The organism is Clostridium yunnanense, from assembly GCF_016595795.1.
GTDB classification, from domain to species: domain Bacteria; phylum Bacillota; class Clostridia; order Clostridiales; family Clostridiaceae; genus Clostridium_AR; species Clostridium_AR yunnanense.
The window spans coordinates 43,474-65,489 of record NZ_JAENHN010000045.1; the positions used below are offsets into that span (position 1 = coordinate 43,474).

Consider the following 22,016-nt stretch of genomic DNA (forward strand, 5'->3'; position numbering starts at 1 on the left):
AAACTCTAATATAAAAAAAATACCGAGTCCCTATTTCTAGGTATCTCGGTGTTAAATATTAGCTCTCGTTCTTGAATTTATTATTCATATATACTAGTTAATAACTCTTGAAAAAGATCCAGTATATGTTTTTCCCTTATAAACAGCACTTATATCACCAGTTAAGGTCTGCCCCTTAGTGAGACCAGCCTCATCAGATGGAATTAAGTGAAACTCACCAGATGATATACCACTAACTTTAAAATCACCTTTTGGCAAATGAAACGTTATTTGATACTTTACATTGTTTCCCAGAAAGTTGTAGTATATACCTGCAACTTGTGAACTTTCTTGGATAATCTGAATTCCAAAACCTTCTGGAGTTGCAACACCAGAATTTAAATGAACTCTAAACCAACTATCATTATAGGTTACGGTATACCCTGACTTATCTGTAGAAGTTGTAGTGTTACTTGTTGGTTTTGAGGTAGTGGTATTTTGAGAATTACTGCTAGATGAACTTTTGTTTGAAGATGTAGAATTTACTGAACTACTTTTTGTTCCATCACTTTCTTTTGTATTTACTGGCTGTATTTTGGAAGCCTGAACCACGGCTTGTTTACTAGCCTCAACTTCTTTTATACTTTGAAGTTCTTTATTATAAGTAACTTTTAAATCACTTGCTTCTTCATTTTTCGGTTCAATGCTTAACACAGTATTAATAAATGTGATAGCCTTATCATATAGCTTTTTATCCGCTTCTGTTTTAGCTTTTGATAGATTGTCAGTTATGTAAAGATTAGTGGCCTCTTTAACTTTTTCTTGGGCCTTATCATATCTGTTTTTGTCTGATTGTTTTACATTTTTAAAACTATTAATGGCTTCTATATACTTATTTTCATCTAAAAGCTTTACAGCCGAATCAAAAACCTCTTTTGATTGTTTTAATTCTAAAATTAATTTAACCTTGGTTTCAATAAGTGAAGCATCGCGATTAGAGAATTTACTTGATTTCAAATTTTGAAAAGCTTTCACTGATTCATCATATTTTTCATCAGCTAATAATGTTTCTGCATTTTTCAAATTTACCTCATATGAATGATAATTATATCCATATACAGAAGTAGGAACAGCCAAAGCTACTAAGATTAGTGAAACTACAATAATTTTAATCTTCTTCTTTTTCATGAGTTCTCCCTGTTATTATATTTAATGATAATTAATATTTTAGCTTATGTACAAGTATTTCGCAATTTTATTAACTTCCAGATAAATTAGATTATAACAAATTATGAAATTAGTATATAATTAACCCTTTATTTAGTACTTCTTATATTTTAAAACAATTTAGTATCTCATTTTAATCTTGTTAACTATTCATCTTAACTTATATGGCTTGATTTACTGTAAAATACATGATTAATCTACTACAATCCCCATATATATCAAATCATAAAGTATTCCATTGCAATTCATTTCTCCTTTTAAAATACCTTCTTCCATAAATCCTAATGTTTTATATAGATGTATTGCATTTTGATTATCAGCTCTTACCCTTAAACTTATTTTATAAATAGTTTCATTTTCTTTTGCCCAATTTATTAAACATTTAATAAGTTCCTTTCCAATCCCTAAGTTCCAATAATCTTTTAAAACTTGTATACCAAATTCACCAACATGCTGAAACTTCCTTGAAGCACCTGCTCTGAAAGATAAATCCCCTACAATTTTATCATCTAAAGTTGCTACTAGTAGAATTGCATTATCTGCTTGATTAAACATATTTATAGTATATTCTTGTTGTTCATCGGTAATTTGAAACTCGTCAACTTCATAACCGAAATGATCAGTTTCTAAAATTATGTTTCTGTAAAATTCATTTAATTCTACTGCATCTTCAGTACGTGCACTTCTAATCACAAGGTTTTGATTTTCTTTTAAAAACTCCGACAATATTATCCCTCCAATACATGGCATGTATTGTGTATTACTACACAGCTATCAACATTCTTTATCTACTACTTACAATTATACTATTTAATTGCAGTATTTTCCATAAACCAATGCTTTACTACGTATTTTTATATATAATTATTTGCTTAACAATTGAGCTTTCAAAGAAGATTAACAGTACAATAAATCTGAGATAATCGAATGGTTAATAAACCTTTTGTATTTAGAAGCAAAGAAAACACTATAAATTCATTTCTGAATAATTCAGTGCTTCCTACAACTTTTATGATATTATAAACAAAATCACTGGCATGATTTGATACGTCATCTACTTTTCTTTATCAATAGATATTAATAACTTATTGCTTAGTGCGATGTAACGGAAAAATACTACTGCATACAAAAAATATGCTCTACAATTTTTTCATCCTTACACCGCTTTCAATTATAATTAATATTTTGATGGAAACACAGCTAGAATTCGCTGTATTCCAATTATAAACTCCTCAAGTAAATCCAAATTAGTTTTAAACTCAAACTTAATCTTTACCTTATTTGTATTAACTTTATATTCAATTAGTTCTCCTGATACCAAAATACTTTTATCTATTAATAAATCATTAGATAAACAAAAACTGAATTCAGGCTCTGTAAATGATGAAAAAACATCAATAATTTCAAACTTTTTAAATCTAATAAGTTCATTTAATAGATTAGTTAAAACTCTACCTTCAATTATTGGTTTATCAAGCTCGGCAGTAACTCCATTGATGACTAACAAAATATAGTTCATATACCAGTCTCCATCCCACTTAGTTGTAGCTTTAGGATATTGATATCCGTACGTATAGATTACTATTTTTGAAGATCCATCACTTGCTTTTAACTCAGCAAACGGAGATTTCCTATATATTTCTTCTAGTTTAACCATACTAATTACAGCTCCACTTCTCCCCTACCAAGGGTTCTTTCCATTAATCCAGCCTTTTTTTATCCAATACTCTTTATCAGTAGCATTCCAATCATTTGACTTTTGGCTCATTTTCATTATTTTAAACATAGCCTTTGTCTTTATTCCTGGCTTTACATTGCAAACTTCACGCGATATCTTTTCAGCTAACTTTGTAACTTCACTTTCTATTTGCTTCTTTTTATCTGTTTTTACAGCTTCCCAACTTGAAGCTCCAACAGTTTTAGCATAACAATAGGTTTTAGGTACTCCCCAATAAAATAAATTGTTTTTTAGATCTTTTGTAACCTTTTTTGCGCCTGCACCAGCTGCAGTTGAAATAACTAATCCAATTTTACTAAACATCTTTTCATGGGGGCGGTGAGACATCCATCGATATCCCATATGGTCAAGGAATGTCTTAAGTTGACCGCTCATTCCAAATACATAGCAAGGGGATTCTAAAATTATTAAATCTGCTTCTTCCATTTTCTTTACAACAGGTTGTACCGTTTCAGTATGAGGACATGTATCCTCTCCTTTAGTGAAACAATTAAAACAACCTATGCAGAAACCTGGTGTATGTTTTGGCATAAAAAATTCTGCTATCTCAGAGTTATTATCCGAAAGTTTGTCTAAAAAAAGTTTTGTGGTGTTATACGTGCTGCCCTTATGCATCTGCCCATGTAAAACTACTATTTTCACACTACTATCCCCTAATCTTTAATTTATTTTGTATATATTTCTATTTAAAAGCTAATTTACTACTCCGATTAAATATATAAGCATTATATCACACCAACTATAGGAATAATCACCATATTATTGGAATAGTTATCAATTTACGATTGAAAAATTTAAAATGCTCAACATAGATATATAATTAGTCATTTCATCATATTTTTATAGCTAATATTAGAATTCTAATATTATAATTAAAATTGCATTTGTTTAAACTCCAATTTGCACTACAATCTGCAAACCTGCATTTTTCCTATAAATTCTTATAATTTTATAATCTTTTAATTTTAAGAAGCTTTGATTACAAACTATGTATAAAAATATTGTTTAAATTAAGTGGTTGTGAAGTGCTGCAAGAGTTTAAAAATATAAATTTCATTACGAAATGGCAAATATATATTACGAAAGGTAGTAGAGATGAAGAAGATAAAAGTTAATCAAAACTTGAGCATTGTCATAAAATCATTAGTACTTACAATTATAGCCATAGTCGCTTTAGAATTAGTACTGTCATTAATGAGAAGTCTGGGATTAAATATACTAAACGATAGTTTACTTGGAAATGTGCTTTTGGAAGCTACAATATTTATTGTTCAACTTATAATCCTTAGAAAATATAGTAAAGGTGTTGTCTTTAGTTCTATAGGGCTCGGTGCAGATAGAGCTATTGGTAGATCTGTATTTAAAGGAGTATTAATAGGCTTTATAGGAACTTTGCTAATATACTCATTGATATTTTTGCTTAAAATTGCTTTTTTTGAAGGCACCAGTTTCAAATACTATGATTCAAAAATAGTTTTATTTTTTGTAATAAGCATGTGTATTAGAGCACTTTTTGCAGCAGTATGCGAAGAAGTGTTTTTCAGAGGAGTTTTACTTAATTATTTAGGAAGATATAAAGGAAAAATGTTCGGTCTTTTAGCAAGCTCTTTAATTTTTATGATTTTCCATTGCACTAGGTATAATAGCCTTTACCAATTGTCTTCTGTACTTCTTGGAGGCATTGCCTTAGGGTACCTTTATATGAAAACAAAATCCTTATATATGTCAATTGGATTACACTTTGCCACAGACTTTTTTATGAATCTTGTAGGTCCCAAAAGCCAGCCTAGTGTTTTTACTTTCGAAATCAGTTCAAAATTTGATCTAGATTATTTAACACAAAGCCTTTTTATATTAGTTTCAGTAGCATATTTACTCTTACTTTTTATTTTATTTTATTTTTTAAAGACAAAAAGCATGCCAAAGACTCTTCAAAATTAAGTTCCGTTTAAGCCTAAAATTCAAATACATTTTAGGCTACTTACTTACTGATATTTTCTTATCCTCATTGGCTTTATTAAATGTGGGCAACATCTTTTTCCCCCACTGATTTATAATTACTAAAGCAGGCAAAAGTTCATAGCAAGCTTCTGTCAAAGAGTATTCCACGTGTGGAGGAATTTTGTTATATTCTATCCTTTTTACGAGCCCATATTCTTCTAGTGCTTGCAATGAACGAGTAAGCATAATATTAGTGATTCCTGGTATTTTTCGCTTAAGTTCATTATATCTGATGCTTTTTTCAGCAGAAATCACCCATATTATAGGTAATCTCCATTTCCCACCTATGATTTCAAGCGCTTGAAGAACTGGGCACTCCTCATGATCTACAACTGATATTTCTTTTAAACAATCCTTCATAGTTACCACCCCTAAGCTAAGGCACAAAAATGTGCGTACTTGTTATTTTGTTCCTTAGTAAAATATAATAGTAGCATATCAAATAATATATTAACTGTAAATGAATAGTTAGATAGGAGTGTGGATTAATGACTAAGTTATTCTCAGAGTTTAGTATTAAAGACGTAAAACTAAAGAATCGTATTGCTGTTCCTCCAATGGTTATTGGACTAGCAGAAGATGGATATGTAACCTCAGGAAATATAGAACGCTATAGAGAATTAGCTAATGGTGGCGCAGGACTAATAATTCAAGAAGCTACTTGTGTTAACATAGATGGCAGACTAATGGAAAAACAACTTGGAATCTGGAAAGATGAACAAATTGAAGGACTAAAAGAAATTGTTAATGCAGTTCATGAAGAAGGAAGTAAAATATTTATCCAAATTCATCATGCAGGAGTAACCTCAATATCAGAAAATCCTATATGTCCAAGTGCCTGCGAATATAAAGGACCTTTTAGAACTGTTATAGGCCGTGAAATGACTACAGAAGATATAAAATCTATTCAAAAGGATTTCATTGAAGCTGCAGCAAGAGCTTATAAAGCTGGATACGATGGTATTGAACTTCACGGTTGTCATGGCTACTTAATAAGCCAGTTCTTAAATAAAAATGTGAATAAGAGAACTGACGAATATGGTATCAATCCTGAAAAGTTTGTACTAGAAATCATAAATGGAATCAGAAATGTTACTCCAAAAGAATTTGTTATTGGAATTCGTTTAGCAGGTTTCGAACCAGCTCTAGAAGACGGATTACACTACGCTAAAATTCTAGATGCTAACGGAATAGACTTCCTTGATGTTTCTTTCGGATTTATGAGCGAGCAGATTGTAAATATAGCTGAAGGATATAAATATGCTCATACGGTATATGCTGCAGAGAAAATAAAAGAAGTGGTTTCAGTTCCAGTTTTCGCAGTTAATAGCATTAAGTCTCCTGCTCTAGCTGAAGATATACTTAATGAAACTAATGTTGATATAATAGATATCGGTAGAGGTGTGCTTATAAACCCTAACTGGGCAAATGACGCTAAAGAAGGAAACGATACTGGAGCTTGTTTGAGCTGTGCAAAATGCAAGTATTTTGGCCAGTCTCAAGTTTGTCCTGGAAAAGTTCTATTCGATAGAAATAAAGAACAAAAATAATACAATTAATTTTAAAAGCTCTGCTTTTTTTAGCAGAGTTTTTAGTATGATTGTGTTTATTTTATTTGAAAACCTCAAAATAGACTTATATTCAATTTCATATAATAATTGAATATTATAGTATAGATATAATGCTTTCCCAATTACTTGCTTATATATAGAAATCTAGTATCTTCGAAATAATAGTTTTATGTCCATCAATATAATCCTTTACCAAATCACCAATTGTCCCACTTTTATAGATATCTATGAAATAACACATCCCAATCATACAACCAAATTTTTCATAATAATCTCCAAATTCAGCATCATATATATATAACTCTTGTTTTTCCTTCTCTACTTCCTGTATAGCTTGCTTTAGTTTTGATAAGCTTTTTGCTTTTACTTCACTTATTCTTACATTATTCCAATCATAACTATTAATATCTTCACAAAAGGATAATAGGTGTGCTAATCCCTCATTAAATATTAATGAATTAAGCTTCTTTAAATAATCCCCACTTTCATAATCCATATCTATAATTGGCTTTTCTGCCTGTATACAAATATGTCCACATTCATGGGTAAGTAAGTTTCTAACTAACTGTGTTATATCATATTTGCCTATGTACTTAGCCCAGCAACCCAAATCTAAAACTACAACATTATTTCCATCTGGATTCTTAATAACTGTAGCATCGTTAGGCTCAGGCAAGCCAACAATTAAATATACTTCTACACTTTCTAAAATTGAGTTCCAACTCTTAAAGAGCTTATCCCAGAGTTCCCTATTAAATGGCTCGAACTGCATCAAACATTGCTTTATTTCATCATATATTCTTTTAATCTTTTCACTATTTTCTAAATCAGGCTTTACAAAAATATTTTTCCCCTTAAACTCTCCCTTACCAATACTCTTATAAATCCAATGTTCTTTAAACTTTTCTATATTATTACCTGCTAAGTAGCAATCAACAATTTCTGTATTCAGTTTCATTTTTTACCCCCAAAACCAAAATTTCATTAATTTTTCACTAAAATATATATACCAGTTCCAAATAAGATACTATTAATAGTTAAGTAGATTATTTATGTGATTTTTATAATGGAAATAGAATATCTATTCATCAAATCAGGCAGACCACTTCAATCCTTAGACTCAAAATAATACCTAAGTACATATCATACCATTTAATGCAATGAAAAACTATATTTTCCACATAGTTTCGTAGGACAAAACTGCAAAAAATACACTTGTAAATTATTCCAGAAGCTTATATACTATAATAAGATTTACATTTTAGATTCATCGAGGAAATTATATTTAGAGGTGAGTAAAATGAATAAACAAATACGAATTCTTTTAACTTTCATCATTACTTCTATTGTTACATATCTAATTGTTGGATACATATCAAATAATGTTTTTGTTCAAATTCATTGGGATGAAAACGCAATGTTTTCCGACAAACTTAGAGAGTATTATATAAGGACTTTTTCTATTAATATTATACCTACCTTAATATTGGCCACTATTTCTACTACATTATTTGCAAAAAAAATGAAAAATTAGTCTTAATCATTGAAAAGATCCACCTGTTAAGTAAATGCAAAGCCAGGTGGATTTCTTTATATAAATTTATTCTCTTAAGTATTCTGAGTTGCTAAATATCATACAGTATCATAATTATAGCATCTGATATATAAATCTAATTTAACTTAACACTTCAATCTCACAAAAGATATTAACAATCTACCATTGTCTTTCCTTCACCGCATAAACCTTCAAAGTCTTTTGTAAATGCAGCTACTGCAGCTGTTACAGAGTCCAACTTTACTAAGCCTTCTATAACATCTGGAGCTACTGTTGCTGCTCCAACTCCGTATCTTGCAAGTTCTAAAACTTGTTGTGAGTTTTTAAAGCTTGCTGCAAGAACTTCTGTCTTTAATCCGTTTTTCTTAAATATATCGTGAATGTCTTTTGCAACCTTCACTCCATCTGCACCTAAATTATCGATTCTATTTACATAAGGTGCTGCGTAGTGAGCGCCTGCTTTTCCTGCAAGATAAGCCTGCATTTGTGTGTATATAGCTGTTGCTGTTATATTTGCACCTTCAGCTGAAAGGGCTTTTATTGCTTTTAAGCCTTCTCTTGATACTGGTATCTTAACATAAGTATTCGCACCTAATTCTTTTTGAATTCTATGTGCCTCTTCAATCATGCCTTCTGCATCTAAAGAAACCACTTGAACATGTAGTTCTGCCTCTGTTCCTATAAATTCTCTTATAGCCTTTAATACTTCGTAAGGATTTTTACCTTCCTTTGCTAATATTGAAGGATTAGTTGTAACCCCTTCTAATGGATAATATTCGTACATTTCCTTAATTTGATCTAAGTTTGCAAAGTCTATTATGAATTTCATATTCTTATTCCTCCGTTAAATTTATTTGATGTTACTTAAATATTTTAGGTTGATATTTTCAGAAATTTTAAATTGCATTAAAACTTTTGTTCTGTCCTACTTATTATATCATCTTGAGTAGTCGGATCCAAGGTTACAAATTGTGCACAATATCCAGCGACCCTTACAATGATATCTCTATATTCTTCTGGATTTTTTTTAGCTTTCTTTAGGGTTTCAACAGATATTATATTAAACTGAATATGCCAGCCCTTTATAGCAATAAAACTCTTTATTAGCATAACAAACTTTTGAAATCCTACTTCATTGTTTATTAGATCTGGAGAGAACTTTACATTTAATAATTGCCCACCGGTCATTAATATATTAGGAAGCTTTGATACAGTCTTTAGTACTGCAGTTGGTCCTTTAAAGTCTGTGCCTTGAACTGGAGAACATCCTTCTGCTGCTGGAGTCCAAGCTTTTCTTCCATCTGGAGTTGCTCCTGTAACACATCCCATTGGAACATTTGACGAGATACCTGAAGTAGACAATCCGTAATTACCGCCTATTGGACCTTTACCAAATCTAGTGTTCTTGTACTTATTAATTTCTTTAATATAAGTATTATAAACTTCTACAGCTATATTATCTGTATAATCTTCATCATTTCCATACTTAGCTATATTCTCTAGAAGCTTTCTAATTCCTTCTCCTTCTTCACCTTCAAAGTTATTATCTAGTACTTCTATAATCTGTTCTAGTGTAAGAAGCTTATCTTCATAAACCGCTTTTTTCAAAGCTGCAAAGCTGTTAGCTGCATTTGCAAGTCCAACTTGAAGACCTGCTACTATATCGTAAACAGCTCCCCCTTCTTTTGCAGTTTTGCAGCGTTCAATACAATCGTCAATCAAAGATGAACATAATATATCTGGGAATTCTAAAAGATTGGTATCTGCAACTTTATCTGAAACAATAGATAACTTTGTATAATACTCAATATTTTTCTCCCATGCTTTCCACAAGTCCTCATAAGTCTTAAAATCTTTTAGTGACCCATTACCAGAAAGCATAGTATGTCCTGTTCTCTTATCATAACCATCATTTAAAGTAAGTTCGAAAGCTTTAATTAAATTTAAGAAGGTCATTCCAGTACATCTATAGCCCCATTTTCCTGGCACTGCTACTTCCACGCATCCAACCATTGTATAGTTAAAAGCATCCTTATACTCTACACCTTTTGCAAGAAGTGCTGGAATTATTATCTCATCGTTATGAAGCGCTGGCATTCCAAAGCCTGTAGCTACAACTTCTGCACATTGTCTTATGAATTTTTCAGAAGTGTTAGTATGAACTCTTGCTGAAAGATTTGGCTGAGTAAGCTTTGCCTCCCCAACACTTTCAAGAATTAAGAAACTTAAATCATTTACGGCATCTGAATAATCAGCATTTGAACCACCTATCGTAACGTTTTGGTAAGTTGGATAACCAGCACCATAACCTGAGTGTGAGGTGGATCTTATCTTTAATATAGAGTAAAGCTTTATCCATAAACATTGTAATAATTCTTTAGCAAAATCTCTCGTAATAATTCCATTCGATATATCATTTTTATAGAAATAATGTAGATACTGATCTGTTCTTCCTAATGATGCAGAGTGTCCATTACTTTCTATTTGAATAGCCAAGTGAATAAACCATACCATCTGAACAGCTTCATAGAAACTTGTTGGAGGCTCAGCAGGTACTCTTTCACATACTTTCGCAATTTTTAAAAGCTCTGCCTTTCTGCTTTCATCTTTTTCTGATAAGCTTAATTCTTTCGCAAGCTCAGAATATCTTTTCCCAAAGGCTATTACGCTTTTATTTGTTATAATTATAGCTTCAAGAAATGCTTTTTCTTTTAAAGCATCATTTTCACTTATATCTATTCTTTTAAGTCTATCTTCTGCTTCCTTTATAACTCCATTAAGACCAAGTTTAATTACTTTTTCAAAGTCTGGAACAATATGACCATCACCTGAAGTCATATTTCCTTCTCCATGTATAACCTTAACCTCGAAACCTGTCTTAACTTCTTCAGGTACTACTGCCATACATTTATCTTTTAAAGTCTTGCCCTTCCAGTACTTTGTTATTTCTAAAAGTTCATCTCTATGCTTTTCTGGAAGATAGAAGTTGTCCCCATCTCTTTTATTAAAATTACCTTTTTCTAAAAGTTCATCTTCTATCCAATCTACTGCATACTCCGGAAATACTGGAGCAGTTCTTTCTTCACAAGCCTGATTTCCTACTATTAGTTCACCAGCTTTAATATAAATACTCATGTTTTCTAAAATCTTTTCCACTGCTTTAGCTCTCTTTATATAAACAGGCTGTGCCTCGTTTTCCTTATATGCTTCAGTTATATACCTTGCTCTTTCTATACATACACTTGGTGTTTGAGAAAGCACTGATTCTCTAAGCTTCTTAATTCTTTCACTTTGAAGTACAAAATTTTTCATAAATGTTATCCCCCTATAATACATTTTATTGACGAATTTTCTACAAGCTTCCTTAAGCTTTCTAAATATTCAGGTTCATGCTTTTTTATATCAGTCAATTTATAATCTTTTTTAAGTCTTCTATATTTATCTAATCCTAAGGTGTGATATGGAAGAATATGAATTTCTCTAATACCGTTAGCTTTAGCTATTTCAACAGTATTTTTAATATTTTCCTCCTCATCATTAAGTCCTGGGATTAAAGGTATTCTTATAATGATTTCTTTGCCAAGCTTTGATAATTTGTTTAAGTTTTCTTGTATTAAAACATTTCCAACTCCCGTGAGCTCTTTATGAACTCTATCATCTGAATGTTTCACATCAAAAAGAATGAGGTCAGTGTAGTCACTTAACTCCTTAAGTTTTTCAAAGCTTCCATAACCAGTAGTCTCTATGGCAGTGTGTATGAACTCATCTTTGCAGAGTTTAAATAACTCAATTGCAAAGTCAGCATTCATGAGAACTTCTCCACCAGATACTGTTACTCCACCGCCAGATTGTCTATAAAATAAAACATCCTTTAATACTTCCTTAAACACTTCTTCTACTTCCATGTTTTTACCCACAAGTCTAAGAGAGTTTGTAGGGCACACATCTGTACACTTTCCGCAAGCTATACATCTATTCCTATCTATAACTATAGCTTTTTCATCAGAACTTAAAGCCTCGTAGTCACAGGCATGTATACATTTTTTGCACAAAACACAAGTTGAATTATTATAATAAAGTTCATTTTCTCTTTTTTGAGTTTCAGGATTGCTGCACCATAAGCATTTTAGTGGACATCCTTTCAAAAATACAACAGTTCTAATTCCTGGTCCATCATGAACTGCATAATGTTCAATCTCACACACGGTAGTTTTTATCATAGTAGTAAGTCCCCCTCTCACTGGTCTTTTGGTAAAAACATAGTTATATTTATTACATTATCATATCTTTATCATTTATTATTATTTGTTATTGTTTAACTTCATTTTATATTATCACACTGTAATAGTCAATAATATTTTTGTATAAATATCTTTGCTTATTACCGAACTACAATCGTTTTCTTTTCGTGTATAACTATATTTAGACACCTCTAAAATTTTATTATCATTCATTATTGTTTGTATTTACTCATTTTAATGTTATAAATTCTTTTTTCAAAAAGAATTCATAAAAAATAAAAAAACAAACCATCACAATTCAAAAAAATTATGATGGTTTATTAATAACTTCATTCCAAAAATCCTAAATAACTAACGCTCTATTCTACCTATTCCCTTGTCCATTAATCCTTCTATATCTATCCTTGAGACCAGATTAGCATCACCATGTATGCTATGTTTCAAAACTGAAGCACAGGTAGCAAATTCTGCTGCATACTTTGGTTCTTTATCATTTAATATGCAGTAAAGCATACCTGCAGTTAATGCATCACCACCACCAACTCTATCTACTATATCGTCTATAGTGTGTACCTTTGATGAATAAAGTGTTTTATTAGTATAGTAATTACACTGAAGTGAATTAACTGACACTGACTGCATTTCTCTAACTGAAGAGAAGATATGTTTTATATTTGGATATCTCTCAGTTATTTCATCATAGTAATACTTTAATTTCTCATATTTATCTTTATATTCACAGTTCATGTTCAAAATATTTTCGGCATCTAATATTCCAGCAGACAATATATTAATATAAGGTAGTACCTCGAAGGTTGCTTTACTTGCTTCTTCTAAACTCCAAAGCTTTGCCCTATAATTAGAATCATAGCTTACTAATATGTTATTTTCTTTGCAGTGTTTTAATATTTCCAAGGTTAACTTTCTTAATTCTTCTGAAAGAGCTAAGGTTATACCTGAAAAATGAAATACATCTACGTCTTTTAAGGCTGCTTTAATATCTATTTCATGAAACTTTATTTTACTAAAAGCCGAATTACTACGATCATATATTACCTTTGAGCTTCTGTTTCCACTTCCTACTTCTAAAAAGTAAATACCTGTTCTATCTTTTCCCTTAGTAACAAAACTAGTTTCAACTCTATGACTATTTAGATAACTAATTATTGCATCACCTATAGAATCATCTGAAACTTTAGATATATACCTTGAATCAACACCTAATTTAGATAATGAAATAAGTACATTTGCTTCTCCTCCACCGTAATGAGCATTGAAGGAATTAGAACTAGTAATCATCATACCCTTATTTGTAGATAATCTCAGCATTATCTCTCCAAAACCAGCTATTCTCATAAGACTAACCTCTCACCTCATTAAACTTATCCACGTATCTACTGCAAAGCTCTGTTATTTCATCGAACTTTCCGTCTTCGCCAAGCTTATTTAGCTCTCCACCGATACCAACTAAATCAACACCGGCTTTCTTCCATACATCTATATTGTCTAAATTTACTCCACCAGTTACCATAATGTTTGCATATGGAAGCGGTCCTTTTATAGCTCCTATATATGATGGTCCAAAAGCATTACCAGGGAATACTTTAACTACATCCACACCAATTTCATGAGCTTTAACTATTTCATTTATTGTCATAACTCCTGGTATGTATGGAACCTTATATCTATTGCAAAGTATTGCTGTATCTTCATTGAAGGATGGAGATACAATGTATTTTGCTCCTGATAAAATTGCAAGTCTTGCTGTTTCTGGATCTAAAACCGTTCCAGCCCCTATTACTACTTCATCATCATTCTTATACTTATCAGACAATTCTTTTATAATATCATTAGCAAATTTATTGGTATATGCTACTTCTATAGCTTTAACATTTCCTTTTATACAAGCTTCTGAAATGCTTACTCCAACTTCTTTTGTATTACCACGAACTACTGCAACAACTCCACAGCTTTCTAATGCTTTTAATACTTTAATCTTAATCATAATTCCAACTCCATCTTAATATAATATTTTTATTCTATAGATGAACCATTTCATAATCAAACTTATATTTTCAAATTCTCCTATCAGTAGCCAGAGGAGTTTTGAAAATAAATTTCGGATTGAAATGTTTCATCTTTACTTCATGTATCCACCCTTCATTGGTGAAACTGCGTTATCTGAAAATACTTTTAATATCCCTGACTTATATTTTGATTTTCTAGGAGTCCAATTCTTTCTACGTTCTTCTAATATTTTTTCAACTTCTTCTTCGCTACATCTTGTACCTTTAATACCGATAATTCGTAAAAGTCTCTTAGGAATGCTTATTTCTATTAAATCATCCTCTTCAACTAAGGCAATCGGTCCACCAACTGCTGCTTCTGGAGAAACATGCCCTATGGCAGGGCCTTTAGATGCACCTGAAAATCTACCATCAGTTATTAAAGCTACAGTTGAAGATAACTCTTCATCTGAGGAAATAGCCTCTGTTGTATAGAACATCTCTGGCATTCCACTTCCCTTTGGTCCTTCATATCTTATGAAAACCGCATCTCCTGGACGAATTACTTTCTTTAAAATTGCATCTATAGCTTCTTCTTCACTATCAAAAGGTTTTGCCTTTAATACAGCTTCATGCATTACCTTTGGAACCGCAGAATGTTTTACTACCGCTCCTTCAGGTGCTATGTTTCCTTTTAATATTGATACTGATCCGTTAGTGCTAAATGGATTATTAAAAGGTCTTATAACATCTTCCTTTTTAACTCCAACCTTTTCAAGATATGCATTGCATTTTTCATAATAACCATTAGTTTTTAATTCTTCTAAGTTTTCACCTAGGGTTTTACCTGTTACAGTCATTACATCTAAATGAAGTAAATGCTTTAATTCTTCCATTATTGCAGGTACTCCGCCAGCATAGTAGAAGTATTGAGCTGGCCACTTTCCAGTTGGACGTATATTTAATAAATAATGTGCATTTTTATGAATTCTATCAAAGGTTTCTTCATCTATATATATCCCAAATTCATGTGCTATAGCAGGTAAGTGTAACAATGAGTTTGTTGAACCTGATATAGCTGCATGTACTAATATTGCATTTTCAAAGGACTCAATTGTCACAATATCTTTTGGCTTAAGGTTTAGCTTTGCTAATTCAACAGCTTGTCTTCCTGCTTTTAAAGCAACATCCTTTAAATCCTCACAGGTTGCTGGCATTAACGAACTTCCTGGAAGCATTAATCCTAAAGCTTCTGCCATAACTTGCATTGTAGCTGCTGTTCCCATGAAGGAGCAAGCTCCGCAAGATGGACATGCATGTTCCTTGTAGTAAGTTAATTTTTCTTCTGTTATCTCTCCACGCTTACACATTGCACTGTAAGCCCCTATTTGTTCTAAAGTTAATAAATCTGGGCCAGCTTCCATTACACCACCTGTTACAATAATAGATGGAATATTTATTCTTCCGATTGACATAAGATGTGCAGGAACTGCCTTATCACAACTTGATATAAAAACTCCAGCATCAAATGGAGTTGCATTTGCATGAATTTCTATAAGTGCTGTAAGCGTATCTCTAGAGGCTAAAGAATAATTTATACCATCATGACCTTGAGCCATACCATCACAGATATCTGTTGCGAAGTATCTAGCTGGCTTACCACCAAGCTCAGACACACCTTGAGCAGCTTTACTAACAAAATCAAAAAGATGAGCACTACCAGGATGACTATCACCAAAGGTACTTTCTATTATAATTTGAGGTTTTTCTAAGTCTTCTGTTGTCCAACCCATTCCTCTACGAAGGGGATCCATCTCAGGAGCAATTTTTCTAATATCTTGACTAATCATACTACGTCTCTCCTTAATCTTTTTTTGAAACCGTATAAATACATCTGATGTATTTATAGTAACATATCTAATAAATTTGTCAATATTGCATAATCAAACTTGTTTAAAGTGATTTTCCCGACTTAATAGAATATATTCATCAGATGTCTTGCGGAGATACTATAAAAAAGTCAATTATATGAGCTTTTCCCCTCTACATTCACCAGAAAGATTTTACAGTCATATAAATTTTATTTTTTACTATCGCTATAAAAATCTTCTGAATACATAAAAAAGACATCTGATGTTATTAAAAATCATATGTCTCTTCTAGCATTTTAATTATTCATTTTTCTGTTGCTCAATGATATTTCTAATGTTTCTGCGGTTATATACTAAATGCAATAGCATAGCATCATGTGCACCGTTAGAATCATGAGCTTTAATTGCATTTAAAACCTCTCTATGGGTTTCAATAGTCTCATTTCGTATCTTTTGATTTGTAACATCAATAGACATCATAATCGATTTATTTATAATAGGAATAAGATTTCCTATTACTTGATTCTTACTACTTTTAGCTATTGCAGTATGAAACTCTACGTCTAAATCTAAATACGGTTCATTTTTCATTATAAGCTTTTCTATTTCATCACACAAAAAAGACATTCGTTCTATCTCTTCATCTGTAGCTTTTACTGCTGCAATAGATGCGATAGATGGTTCTATCATAAATCTTACTTCCAATAAATCTAAGGATAACTTAAATTTATCTTTTACAAAAATTAAACCAAGTGGATCATCAGCTACACCACTTTTTTGTGAAATAAAGGTTCCAGCACCTCTTCGAATCTCTAATACATTTCTTGAAACTAAGGCTTTTATAGCTTCTCTAATTGTACTTCTCCCTACACTTAGCATATCAGCAAGCTCATACTCATTGGGTAGTTTATCTCCAATCTGCCAATCACTATTTATAATTAATTCAACAATTCTTTCGGATGTTTGTTCTCCTAAAGACTTTGATGATGTATTTGCACTATTATTCAAGTCTTTACTATCTGCCATATTTCCTCCTAGATGTTTATGTTAACAACCATTTTTTTATTTATCAATCATGATTATACCATTAAATAATATTTCTGTTAAAGCATAGTATTAAAATTAAATGGTTAGTCAATTTTTATGAAATTTATTCTTTAGATTTATAGCCATACTATAAATGAAAGAAGGTGATACAATGAGAAAAACACCACTATGCATCTTTATGTTATTAGTTTTGACAACTTTAGAACCTTCAAGAGTGGTACTTTCTATGGATTTAACTTCCCCTTTAACCTGTGAAGATAAATTGAGGACGATGGAGCCTATTGTCCCCAAAACTATATACGACTATCAATTGCTTCGTGATAGAGATATGAGCAAATTCAAAGGAAAACTTGAACCTACTTTATCAGTATTAAAAGATGGTATTGATGTACCTTTCGTATCAATATATAAAGATTTGGATTTTCAAAGACCTTCATACGCTCAGCAGTGGCATAGTTCATACTGGAGATGGAGTTATATGCCTTTAAACCTAGCTAATCAGCAGCATAAACTTTTTACCTATTCCGGAGGAGCATCCGTTTGGTATGATATTACAAATAGTTTACCCCTACCAAAAGGATTAAATAACTCTTCTCCAATAAATAAAAAAGCTTTTAGCACTGCATATCCTTATGTTGTTAGATTTATTGTTTTTGATTTCAATATTACCTCTATAAAATACTCCAACAATCAGATTTGTGTAATTGGAGAACCACTAAGAAAAGGAATTAGTATAGTTGATATAGATACAAAGAACATACCATCATCACAAAAATTAATACAGCTAATAACACCTGATGGATATGAATTGGATTATTCAATCATGTAATAGCTTAAATTCAAATAACTTGAGTATATAATAATTAACTGCTATAGCAAAATAAAAAGGTTCATCATAAATATGAACCTTTTTCTATATTAAATCAGATAATTATTTCCTTCATTCGCAAGCTCAATAGTCCTAATTTCAAAAGTTTTGCAGCTTGATGAAATTAAAGGATCTGCTTTTGCAATATTAGTAGCTTCTTCAATATTTTCTGCCGAAAATATAACCATTCCTCCAGGATAATCAGTGAAGGGGCCACATAGTAAAAGTCTTTCTTCAGCTTTTAATTTTTTTAAATATTCAACATGTTTAGTTATTATATCTGTGTCAAGAGGCTTTTCATTTTTCATTAAATACACATAGGTCATTTTCACTATCTCCATTTCTTTTAAAACTTTCTTTATATAAATATATGCTAGAGATCAAGCCACATAACAGTAGTATTTCCGTCTTTCTCCACTTCTTTAAAACCTAGTTCTTTATACATATTTAATGCACCTCTATATTGCTTTTCAGGTGTTTCTGTGTTTTCAACCGGAACGGTTATAACAGCATCAAAACCTTGATCCTTAAAGTCATCAACTGCTCTCCTTAATAAAAGTCTCGCAATGCCTTGTCCCCTGTACTCTTGGTGAATTACAAAGCATATAATAGATCCAACTTTATTATCTTTTACAATATGCTCTAAATCTTTTTCTATTCTTACGAATTTATGTACATCGTTAGCATTGCACCATCCAATGCACTTATCTCCATCAAAAGCTAAATATCCTTTCATAGTACCATCTTTTATTTTATCTAAAGCATAGGTACGATTTTCTTCACCTGTTCTCTTCATCCATTGTTCTGAAGAGCAATTATTATAATAATAAGTACAAAAACAAGTTGCCCAGTGTGGAGCATAATTAAAATCAAGTGCACCTAGATAATCAACAAAAGTATCAGCTAATTCAAAACTTAAAGGTTTAATAGTATAGTTCATAAAATTCCTCCTAAAACTTGTTTATAAAACCAGAATAGCATATAAAATATGACATAGGTATGTCGTAATCCTTAGTAAGATGTATGAAATGAGTAAGAGTGTATATTAAAATTCTATCTTCTTAGGTGGTTTTCCTGAGAAGTCTGATATTGTTGCAGTTCCATGCTCCATATAAAATACTTTGAATATAGGATTATCTGCAGATTTATAACCAAGTTTTACAGGCTCATGAACATTAAGAACTTTATCCTTGATTATTAAATCATCACAAAAACTTATCTCTCCACTTATTCTAAGGGTTACCATATCCTTAGTTATAACAGAGTACTCAATACACGGCACCTTCAATAATTGTTTATAAACTTCTTTCAAACTGTTTGTGCAAAAATAGAACTTTCCTTGCTCCTCCATTATGAAACCGAAAGGTCTAACTCTAGGCTTTCCGTTATCTACTGTTGCAAGAACTCCATTTGGATTTTCTTTTAAAAGCTTTAATAATTCTTCCATTTTTATTACCTCGTTGATTTGATTATTTTTTATAAGTATAATAATAAGGTGCTATTCAGTATCATACAAGTACGCACTTTAATATTACATAGTCATGTCAATATGACTACTCTGAAAGGATAGGATTTCTATGGATAATTCTTCGCATCTTTGTCCTGTTAATGTTACTCAAAATGTATTAATGGGAAAATGGAAACTATCAATTTTGTGGATTCTTCATAATAAAACTCGTAGATTCAATGAACTTCAAAGACTTATGCCATCAATTTCACGTGGGGTTCTCACTCAACAGTTAAGAGAACTAGAACATGATGGACTTGTAAATAGAGAAGTATATAGAGAGGTACCTCCAAAGGTTGAGTATTCCTTAACTGAAATAGGAATAAGTTTTATTCCAGTTATGTCTCAAATAATGGAATGGGGCGTTGGATATATCAAAAAAACCTCTTCTTGCGACATTGATGTATGTCTAAAAAATGATTTTCCTTGCAACAAATGCCATGAAATGCTTAAAACAGATTAACTATACCAAATCTTACATATAGTTTTATTAAAATTTTTAACTATACGAAAATAGATAAATGCTTAGAACTAATTTATTCTAAGCACTTATCATTCAATCATGGTTAATATTATCTTTTAAGATTAACACGTTATTTTAGAGATAGTATATTAGCAAACATTAGAAATTAATTATTTGCATTTATTATTTCCTTTAGGGTAACATTTTCATTTTTAAATCTAGTTCTACTCTTTTCATTTTTAAGCCTTATTGCATTTTGAGGGCAATTTTGAGTACAAGCTAAGCAACTCTGACAGTTGTTCATAAAGATTGGCTTTTTATCTACCTTTATGTTGTTTACAGGACACACCTTCTCACAGGTCTTACAGCCATTGCAATTATTTTCTACAATAAAGTTTTCTTGAAAATTATCATGAGACATAAACTTCTTACTTACTACTCTAATACCACTAGAAATAATGGAATGCTTCTTAAAATATCTTTTACTTTCTTTAACATCCTTTACTATTGACATCAGATTTTCTTGTATTTTCTTCTTAGGTAATTTCTCTAACTGCTTATCCATATCAAAGCCTGGAAGAAAATTATCTACCATAACTATTTCGTTAACATATGAAAACTTAATATGATTTCTCTCTCCTATTTCTAAAAGATGTCTTGTTGTACCTCCTGCATACATCCCATAAGTTACTATCCCAAATATATATTTACTATTAAGCTTTACCTTATCTAAAAACTCTTCAACTAGCTTCGGAACTCCAGTGTTATAACTCGGAAATACTATTCCTATCTTTTCATCTTCAAAGTCAAATTTACCTTCTTTAATTAGCTTAGGTATAGAATATTGTTCTCCGCCAAAGCTCTTTGCAATATATAAGCTATTGCCTGTTGCTGTAAAATATAATACTTTCATAATATCCCCCTCTATTTAGATGTTCCATTTGTAACACCTTTATGAATAGAGTATAATGTATGTAAAATATCATTTCAATAGAATAAAGGCTAGACGTTACAAAAGAGGGGATAATGTTTATGGCGAATAAATATAATGATTCACAAAATCAACTTACAAAAGAAAGTATTTTCACTGCACTTATGGTTTTAATGGAGCAAAAAAACTAAGCATAAAAATATCCCCAAATCAGTTGGTGAAATGAGGATATTCTTTATGATTTATTTTTTTCGCCTTCCCTTTACATAATATTTATCTTATTTAAAATTAATATAAAGTGACTTTTCTATATTTCAATATTATCTCTATGAAGTTTTTATTATTAAACTATCATTACCTACATTTTGTTTTGTACTAAGGCTATATTGATTACAATTATACATGCTACTATCTGCAGTGAATGTATTCATTTCATGAACAGCTAATTCTGCAATAGCTGAATAGTTCACAGACGCAGCTGTGTTGGTGGTTAAAGTAATAGTCTGATTATTTAGAGCTATTGCCTTATTTACAGAATTAGTATCCCATACTGCCCCGTTAGCAAACTGTATCTTGTCTACAGCGTAAGTTCCATAATTAAAATATCCAGTTACAACCGCCTTGTCCCCGGTCAGACTTCCGTCGACGTTCTTTACTCTTAGTTCTAAGTCATTTCCTGTTCTTCTTGCTACCACTTCGTTGTCATTTATGTCATCCATTTTTAGAATATCTATATCTCCACTGTAATCATAATAAGTATAGTTATTTATTGTATCTACTCCATAACCTTTTTTGAAGATATATGTGTCTGCTCCATAACCACCGTTTAGACTATCACTATCTTCTCCACCATCTAAAATGTCATTGCCATCAGAACCATTTAACTTGTCATTTCCCTTTCCACCATAAAGAGCATCGTTATAACCAGCTCCATTTAAGGTATCATTTCCGCCGTTTCCTCTAAGAACGTTGTTTAGATCCCAAAAACCATTTATAGTGTCATCATTTTCA

The 22,016-nt window shown here is 31.2% G+C and carries 23 protein-coding genes; 5 read left to right on the top strand and 18 right to left on the bottom strand.

Annotated elements, in window-relative coordinates:
* Positions 1-93: 93 nt before the first annotated feature.
* The 4 genes from JHL18_RS16065 to JHL18_RS16080 form a co-directional block, all read right to left on the bottom strand.
* A complete protein-coding gene (locus tag JHL18_RS16065; RefSeq protein ID WP_200271019.1) occupies positions 94-1,167 on the bottom strand; it encodes a hypothetical protein in 1,074 nt (357 codons plus the stop codon).
* A 231-nt stretch (positions 1,168-1,398) separates the two neighbouring features.
* Positions 1,399-1,932: a GNAT family N-acetyltransferase gene (locus JHL18_RS16070; protein ID WP_200271020.1), complete on the bottom strand. Its 534-nt coding sequence runs from the start codon at positions 1,930-1,932 to the stop codon at positions 1,399-1,401.
* A 451-nt stretch (positions 1,933-2,383) separates the two neighbouring features.
* Complete coding sequence (locus tag JHL18_RS16075; RefSeq protein ID WP_200271021.1) at positions 2,384-2,863, bottom strand: WapI family immunity protein; 480 nt, start codon at positions 2,861-2,863, stop codon at positions 2,384-2,386.
* Between the two features lie 24 nt (positions 2,864-2,887).
* The gene (locus JHL18_RS16080) at positions 2,888-3,586 is read right to left on the bottom strand and encodes an NAD(P)H-dependent oxidoreductase (protein WP_200271022.1); all 699 of its coding nucleotides are present in this window, start codon (positions 3,584-3,586) and stop codon (positions 2,888-2,890) included.
* Positions 3,587-4,039: 453 nt separating this feature from the next.
* On the opposite strand from JHL18_RS16080, the gene JHL18_RS16085 reads away from it, so the two are divergent.
* Positions 4,040-4,885, top strand: a complete 846-nt coding sequence (locus JHL18_RS16085; protein ID WP_200271023.1) for a type II CAAX endopeptidase family protein — start codon at positions 4,040-4,042, stop codon at positions 4,883-4,885.
* 36 nt (positions 4,886-4,921) lie between these two features.
* On the opposite strand, the gene JHL18_RS16090 is transcribed toward JHL18_RS16085, so the two are convergent.
* Positions 4,922-5,305 carry a winged helix-turn-helix transcriptional regulator gene (locus tag JHL18_RS16090; RefSeq protein WP_200271024.1) on the bottom strand — a complete coding sequence of 128 codons (384 nt, stop codon included), beginning with the start codon at positions 5,303-5,305 and terminating at the stop codon, positions 4,922-4,924.
* A 128-nt stretch (positions 5,306-5,433) separates the two neighbouring features.
* Between JHL18_RS16090 and JHL18_RS16095 the strand changes: the two genes are divergently transcribed.
* Complete coding sequence (locus JHL18_RS16095; RefSeq protein WP_200271026.1) at positions 5,434-6,495, top strand: oxidoreductase; 1,062 nt, start codon at positions 5,434-5,436, stop codon at positions 6,493-6,495.
* Between the two features lie 151 nt (positions 6,496-6,646).
* Here the strand turns inward: JHL18_RS16095 and JHL18_RS16100 are convergent, their stop codons facing one another.
* Positions 6,647-7,474 carry a DUF5700 domain-containing putative Zn-dependent protease gene (locus JHL18_RS16100; protein WP_200271028.1) on the bottom strand — a complete coding sequence of 276 codons (828 nt, stop codon included), beginning with the start codon at positions 7,472-7,474 and terminating at the stop codon, positions 6,647-6,649.
* A 342-nt stretch (positions 7,475-7,816) separates the two neighbouring features.
* Here JHL18_RS16100 and JHL18_RS16105 point away from each other — a divergent pair, with 342 nt between their 5' ends.
* Positions 7,817-8,050 carry a hypothetical protein gene (locus JHL18_RS16105; RefSeq protein ID WP_200271030.1) on the top strand — a complete coding sequence of 78 codons (234 nt, stop codon included), beginning with the start codon at positions 7,817-7,819 and terminating at the stop codon, positions 8,048-8,050.
* A 172-nt stretch (positions 8,051-8,222) separates the two neighbouring features.
* Here JHL18_RS16105 and JHL18_RS16110 read toward each other — a convergent pair whose 3' ends face one another.
* From JHL18_RS16110 to JHL18_RS16140, 7 genes are all read right to left on the bottom strand, one after another.
* Positions 8,223-8,900 (bottom strand): fructose-6-phosphate aldolase, encoded by a 678-nt coding sequence (locus JHL18_RS16110; protein ID WP_200271032.1) that lies wholly within the window; start codon positions 8,898-8,900, stop codon positions 8,223-8,225.
* Positions 8,901-8,977: 77 nt separating this feature from the next.
* The gene (locus JHL18_RS16115) at positions 8,978-11,383 is read right to left on the bottom strand and encodes a glycyl radical protein (protein WP_200271034.1); all 2,406 of its coding nucleotides are present in this window, start codon (positions 11,381-11,383) and stop codon (positions 8,978-8,980) included.
* A gap of 5 nt (positions 11,384-11,388) precedes the next feature.
* Entirely contained in the window at positions 11,389-12,291 is a 903-nt protein-coding gene (locus tag JHL18_RS16120; RefSeq protein ID WP_200271036.1) for a glycyl-radical enzyme activating protein, read from the bottom strand.
* Between the two features lie 372 nt (positions 12,292-12,663).
* Positions 12,664-13,668: a sugar kinase gene (locus JHL18_RS16125; protein ID WP_200271038.1), complete on the bottom strand. Its 1,005-nt coding sequence runs from the start codon at positions 13,666-13,668 to the stop codon at positions 12,664-12,666.
* 4 nt (positions 13,669-13,672) lie between these two features.
* Positions 13,673-14,317 carry a bifunctional 4-hydroxy-2-oxoglutarate aldolase/2-dehydro-3-deoxy-phosphogluconate aldolase gene (locus tag JHL18_RS16130; RefSeq protein ID WP_200271039.1) on the bottom strand — a complete coding sequence of 215 codons (645 nt, stop codon included), beginning with the start codon at positions 14,315-14,317 and terminating at the stop codon, positions 13,673-13,675.
* A gap of 135 nt (positions 14,318-14,452) precedes the next feature.
* Positions 14,453-16,168, bottom strand: a complete 1,716-nt coding sequence (gene ilvD, locus JHL18_RS16135; protein WP_200271041.1) for a dihydroxy-acid dehydratase — start codon at positions 16,166-16,168, stop codon at positions 14,453-14,455.
* Positions 16,169-16,489: 321 nt separating this feature from the next.
* Complete coding sequence (locus tag JHL18_RS16140; protein ID WP_200271043.1) at positions 16,490-17,215, bottom strand: FadR/GntR family transcriptional regulator; 726 nt, start codon at positions 17,213-17,215, stop codon at positions 16,490-16,492.
* Between the two features lie 172 nt (positions 17,216-17,387).
* Here JHL18_RS16140 and JHL18_RS16145 point away from each other — a divergent pair, with 172 nt between their 5' ends.
* On the top strand, positions 17,388-18,065 hold the full coding sequence (locus JHL18_RS16145; protein ID WP_200271045.1) for a hypothetical protein: 678 nt from the start codon (positions 17,388-17,390) through the stop codon (positions 18,063-18,065).
* 89 nt (positions 18,066-18,154) lie between these two features.
* On the opposite strand, the gene JHL18_RS16150 is transcribed toward JHL18_RS16145, so the two are convergent.
* From JHL18_RS16150 to JHL18_RS16160, 3 genes are all read right to left on the bottom strand, one after another.
* Complete coding sequence (locus tag JHL18_RS16150; protein WP_243277899.1) at positions 18,155-18,445, bottom strand: YciI family protein; 291 nt, start codon at positions 18,443-18,445, stop codon at positions 18,155-18,157.
* 32 nt (positions 18,446-18,477) lie between these two features.
* Positions 18,478-19,044 carry a GNAT family N-acetyltransferase gene (locus JHL18_RS16155; RefSeq protein ID WP_200271049.1) on the bottom strand — a complete coding sequence of 189 codons (567 nt, stop codon included), beginning with the start codon at positions 19,042-19,044 and terminating at the stop codon, positions 18,478-18,480.
* A 105-nt stretch (positions 19,045-19,149) separates the two neighbouring features.
* Positions 19,150-19,551, bottom strand: coding sequence for a pyridoxamine 5'-phosphate oxidase family protein (locus tag JHL18_RS16160; RefSeq protein WP_200271051.1), 402 nt, complete (start codon positions 19,549-19,551; stop codon positions 19,150-19,152).
* Positions 19,552-19,681: 130 nt separating this feature from the next.
* Between JHL18_RS16160 and JHL18_RS16165 the strand changes: the two genes are divergently transcribed.
* Entirely contained in the window at positions 19,682-20,074 is a 393-nt protein-coding gene (locus JHL18_RS16165) for a winged helix-turn-helix transcriptional regulator (RefSeq protein ID WP_200271053.1), read from the top strand.
* A gap of 166 nt (positions 20,075-20,240) precedes the next feature.
* Here the strand turns inward: JHL18_RS16165 and JHL18_RS16170 are convergent, their stop codons facing one another.
* Both JHL18_RS16170 and JHL18_RS16175 read right to left on the bottom strand, forming a co-directional pair.
* Complete coding sequence (locus JHL18_RS16170; protein WP_200271055.1) at positions 20,241-20,987, bottom strand: EFR1 family ferrodoxin; 747 nt, start codon at positions 20,985-20,987, stop codon at positions 20,241-20,243.
* Between the two features lie 344 nt (positions 20,988-21,331).
* Positions 21,332-22,016, bottom strand: a 685-nt coding sequence (locus JHL18_RS16175; protein ID WP_274600971.1) for a calcium-binding protein, incomplete at its 5' end; no start/stop codon positions are given.

What these genes read in the sequence shown, in the direction of transcription:
- JHL18_RS16065 (WP_200271019.1), bottom strand. Translation starts at nt 1,167, where the DNA reads ATGAAAAAGAAGAAGATTAAAATTATTGTAGTTTCACTAATCTTAGTA.
- JHL18_RS16110 (WP_200271032.1), bottom strand. Translation starts at nt 8,900, where the DNA reads ATGAAATTCATAATAGACTTTGCAAACTTAGATCAAATTAAGGAAATG.
- JHL18_RS16090 (WP_200271024.1), bottom strand. Translation starts at nt 5,305, where the DNA reads ATGAAGGATTGTTTAAAAGAAATATCAGTTGTAGATCATGAGGAGTGC.
- JHL18_RS16160 (WP_200271051.1), bottom strand. Translation starts at nt 19,551, where the DNA reads ATGGAAGAATTATTAAAGCTTTTAAAAGAAAATCCAAATGGAGTTCTT.
- JHL18_RS16085 (WP_200271023.1), top strand. Translation starts at nt 4,040, where the DNA reads ATGAAGAAGATAAAAGTTAATCAAAACTTGAGCATTGTCATAAAATCA.
- JHL18_RS16120 (WP_200271036.1), bottom strand. Translation starts at nt 12,291, where the DNA reads ATGATAAAAACTACCGTGTGTGAGATTGAACATTATGCAGTTCATGAT.
- JHL18_RS16165 (WP_200271053.1), top strand. Translation starts at nt 19,682, where the DNA reads ATGGATAATTCTTCGCATCTTTGTCCTGTTAATGTTACTCAAAATGTA.
- JHL18_RS16155 (WP_200271049.1), bottom strand. Translation starts at nt 19,044, where the DNA reads ATGAACTATACTATTAAACCTTTAAGTTTTGAATTAGCTGATACTTTT.
- JHL18_RS16105 (WP_200271030.1), top strand. Translation starts at nt 7,817, where the DNA reads ATGAATAAACAAATACGAATTCTTTTAACTTTCATCATTACTTCTATT.
- JHL18_RS16075 (WP_200271021.1), bottom strand. Translation starts at nt 2,863, where the DNA reads ATGGTTAAACTAGAAGAAATATATAGGAAATCTCCGTTTGCTGAGTTA.
- JHL18_RS16170 (WP_200271055.1), bottom strand. Translation starts at nt 20,987, where the DNA reads ATGAAAGTATTATATTTTACAGCAACAGGCAATAGCTTATATATTGCA.
- JHL18_RS16095 (WP_200271026.1), top strand. Translation starts at nt 5,434, where the DNA reads ATGACTAAGTTATTCTCAGAGTTTAGTATTAAAGACGTAAAACTAAAG.
- JHL18_RS16145 (WP_200271045.1), top strand. Translation starts at nt 17,388, where the DNA reads ATGAGAAAAACACCACTATGCATCTTTATGTTATTAGTTTTGACAACT.
- JHL18_RS16115 (WP_200271034.1), bottom strand. Translation starts at nt 11,383, where the DNA reads ATGAAAAATTTTGTACTTCAAAGTGAAAGAATTAAGAAGCTTAGAGAA.
- JHL18_RS16140 (WP_200271043.1), bottom strand. Translation starts at nt 17,215, where the DNA reads ATGGCAGATAGTAAAGACTTGAATAATAGTGCAAATACATCATCAAAG.
- JHL18_RS16100 (WP_200271028.1), bottom strand. Translation starts at nt 7,474, where the DNA reads ATGAAACTGAATACAGAAATTGTTGATTGCTACTTAGCAGGTAATAAT.
- JHL18_RS16130 (WP_200271039.1), bottom strand. Translation starts at nt 14,317, where the DNA reads ATGATTAAGATTAAAGTATTAAAAGCATTAGAAAGCTGTGGAGTTGTT.
- JHL18_RS16150 (WP_243277899.1), bottom strand. Translation starts at nt 18,445, where the DNA reads ATGGAGATAGTGAAAATGACCTATGTGTATTTAATGAAAAATGAAAAG.
- ilvD (WP_200271041.1), bottom strand. Translation starts at nt 16,168, where the DNA reads ATGATTAGTCAAGATATTAGAAAAATTGCTCCTGAGATGGATCCCCTT.
- JHL18_RS16125 (WP_200271038.1), bottom strand. Translation starts at nt 13,668, where the DNA reads ATGAGAATAGCTGGTTTTGGAGAGATAATGCTGAGATTATCTACAAAT.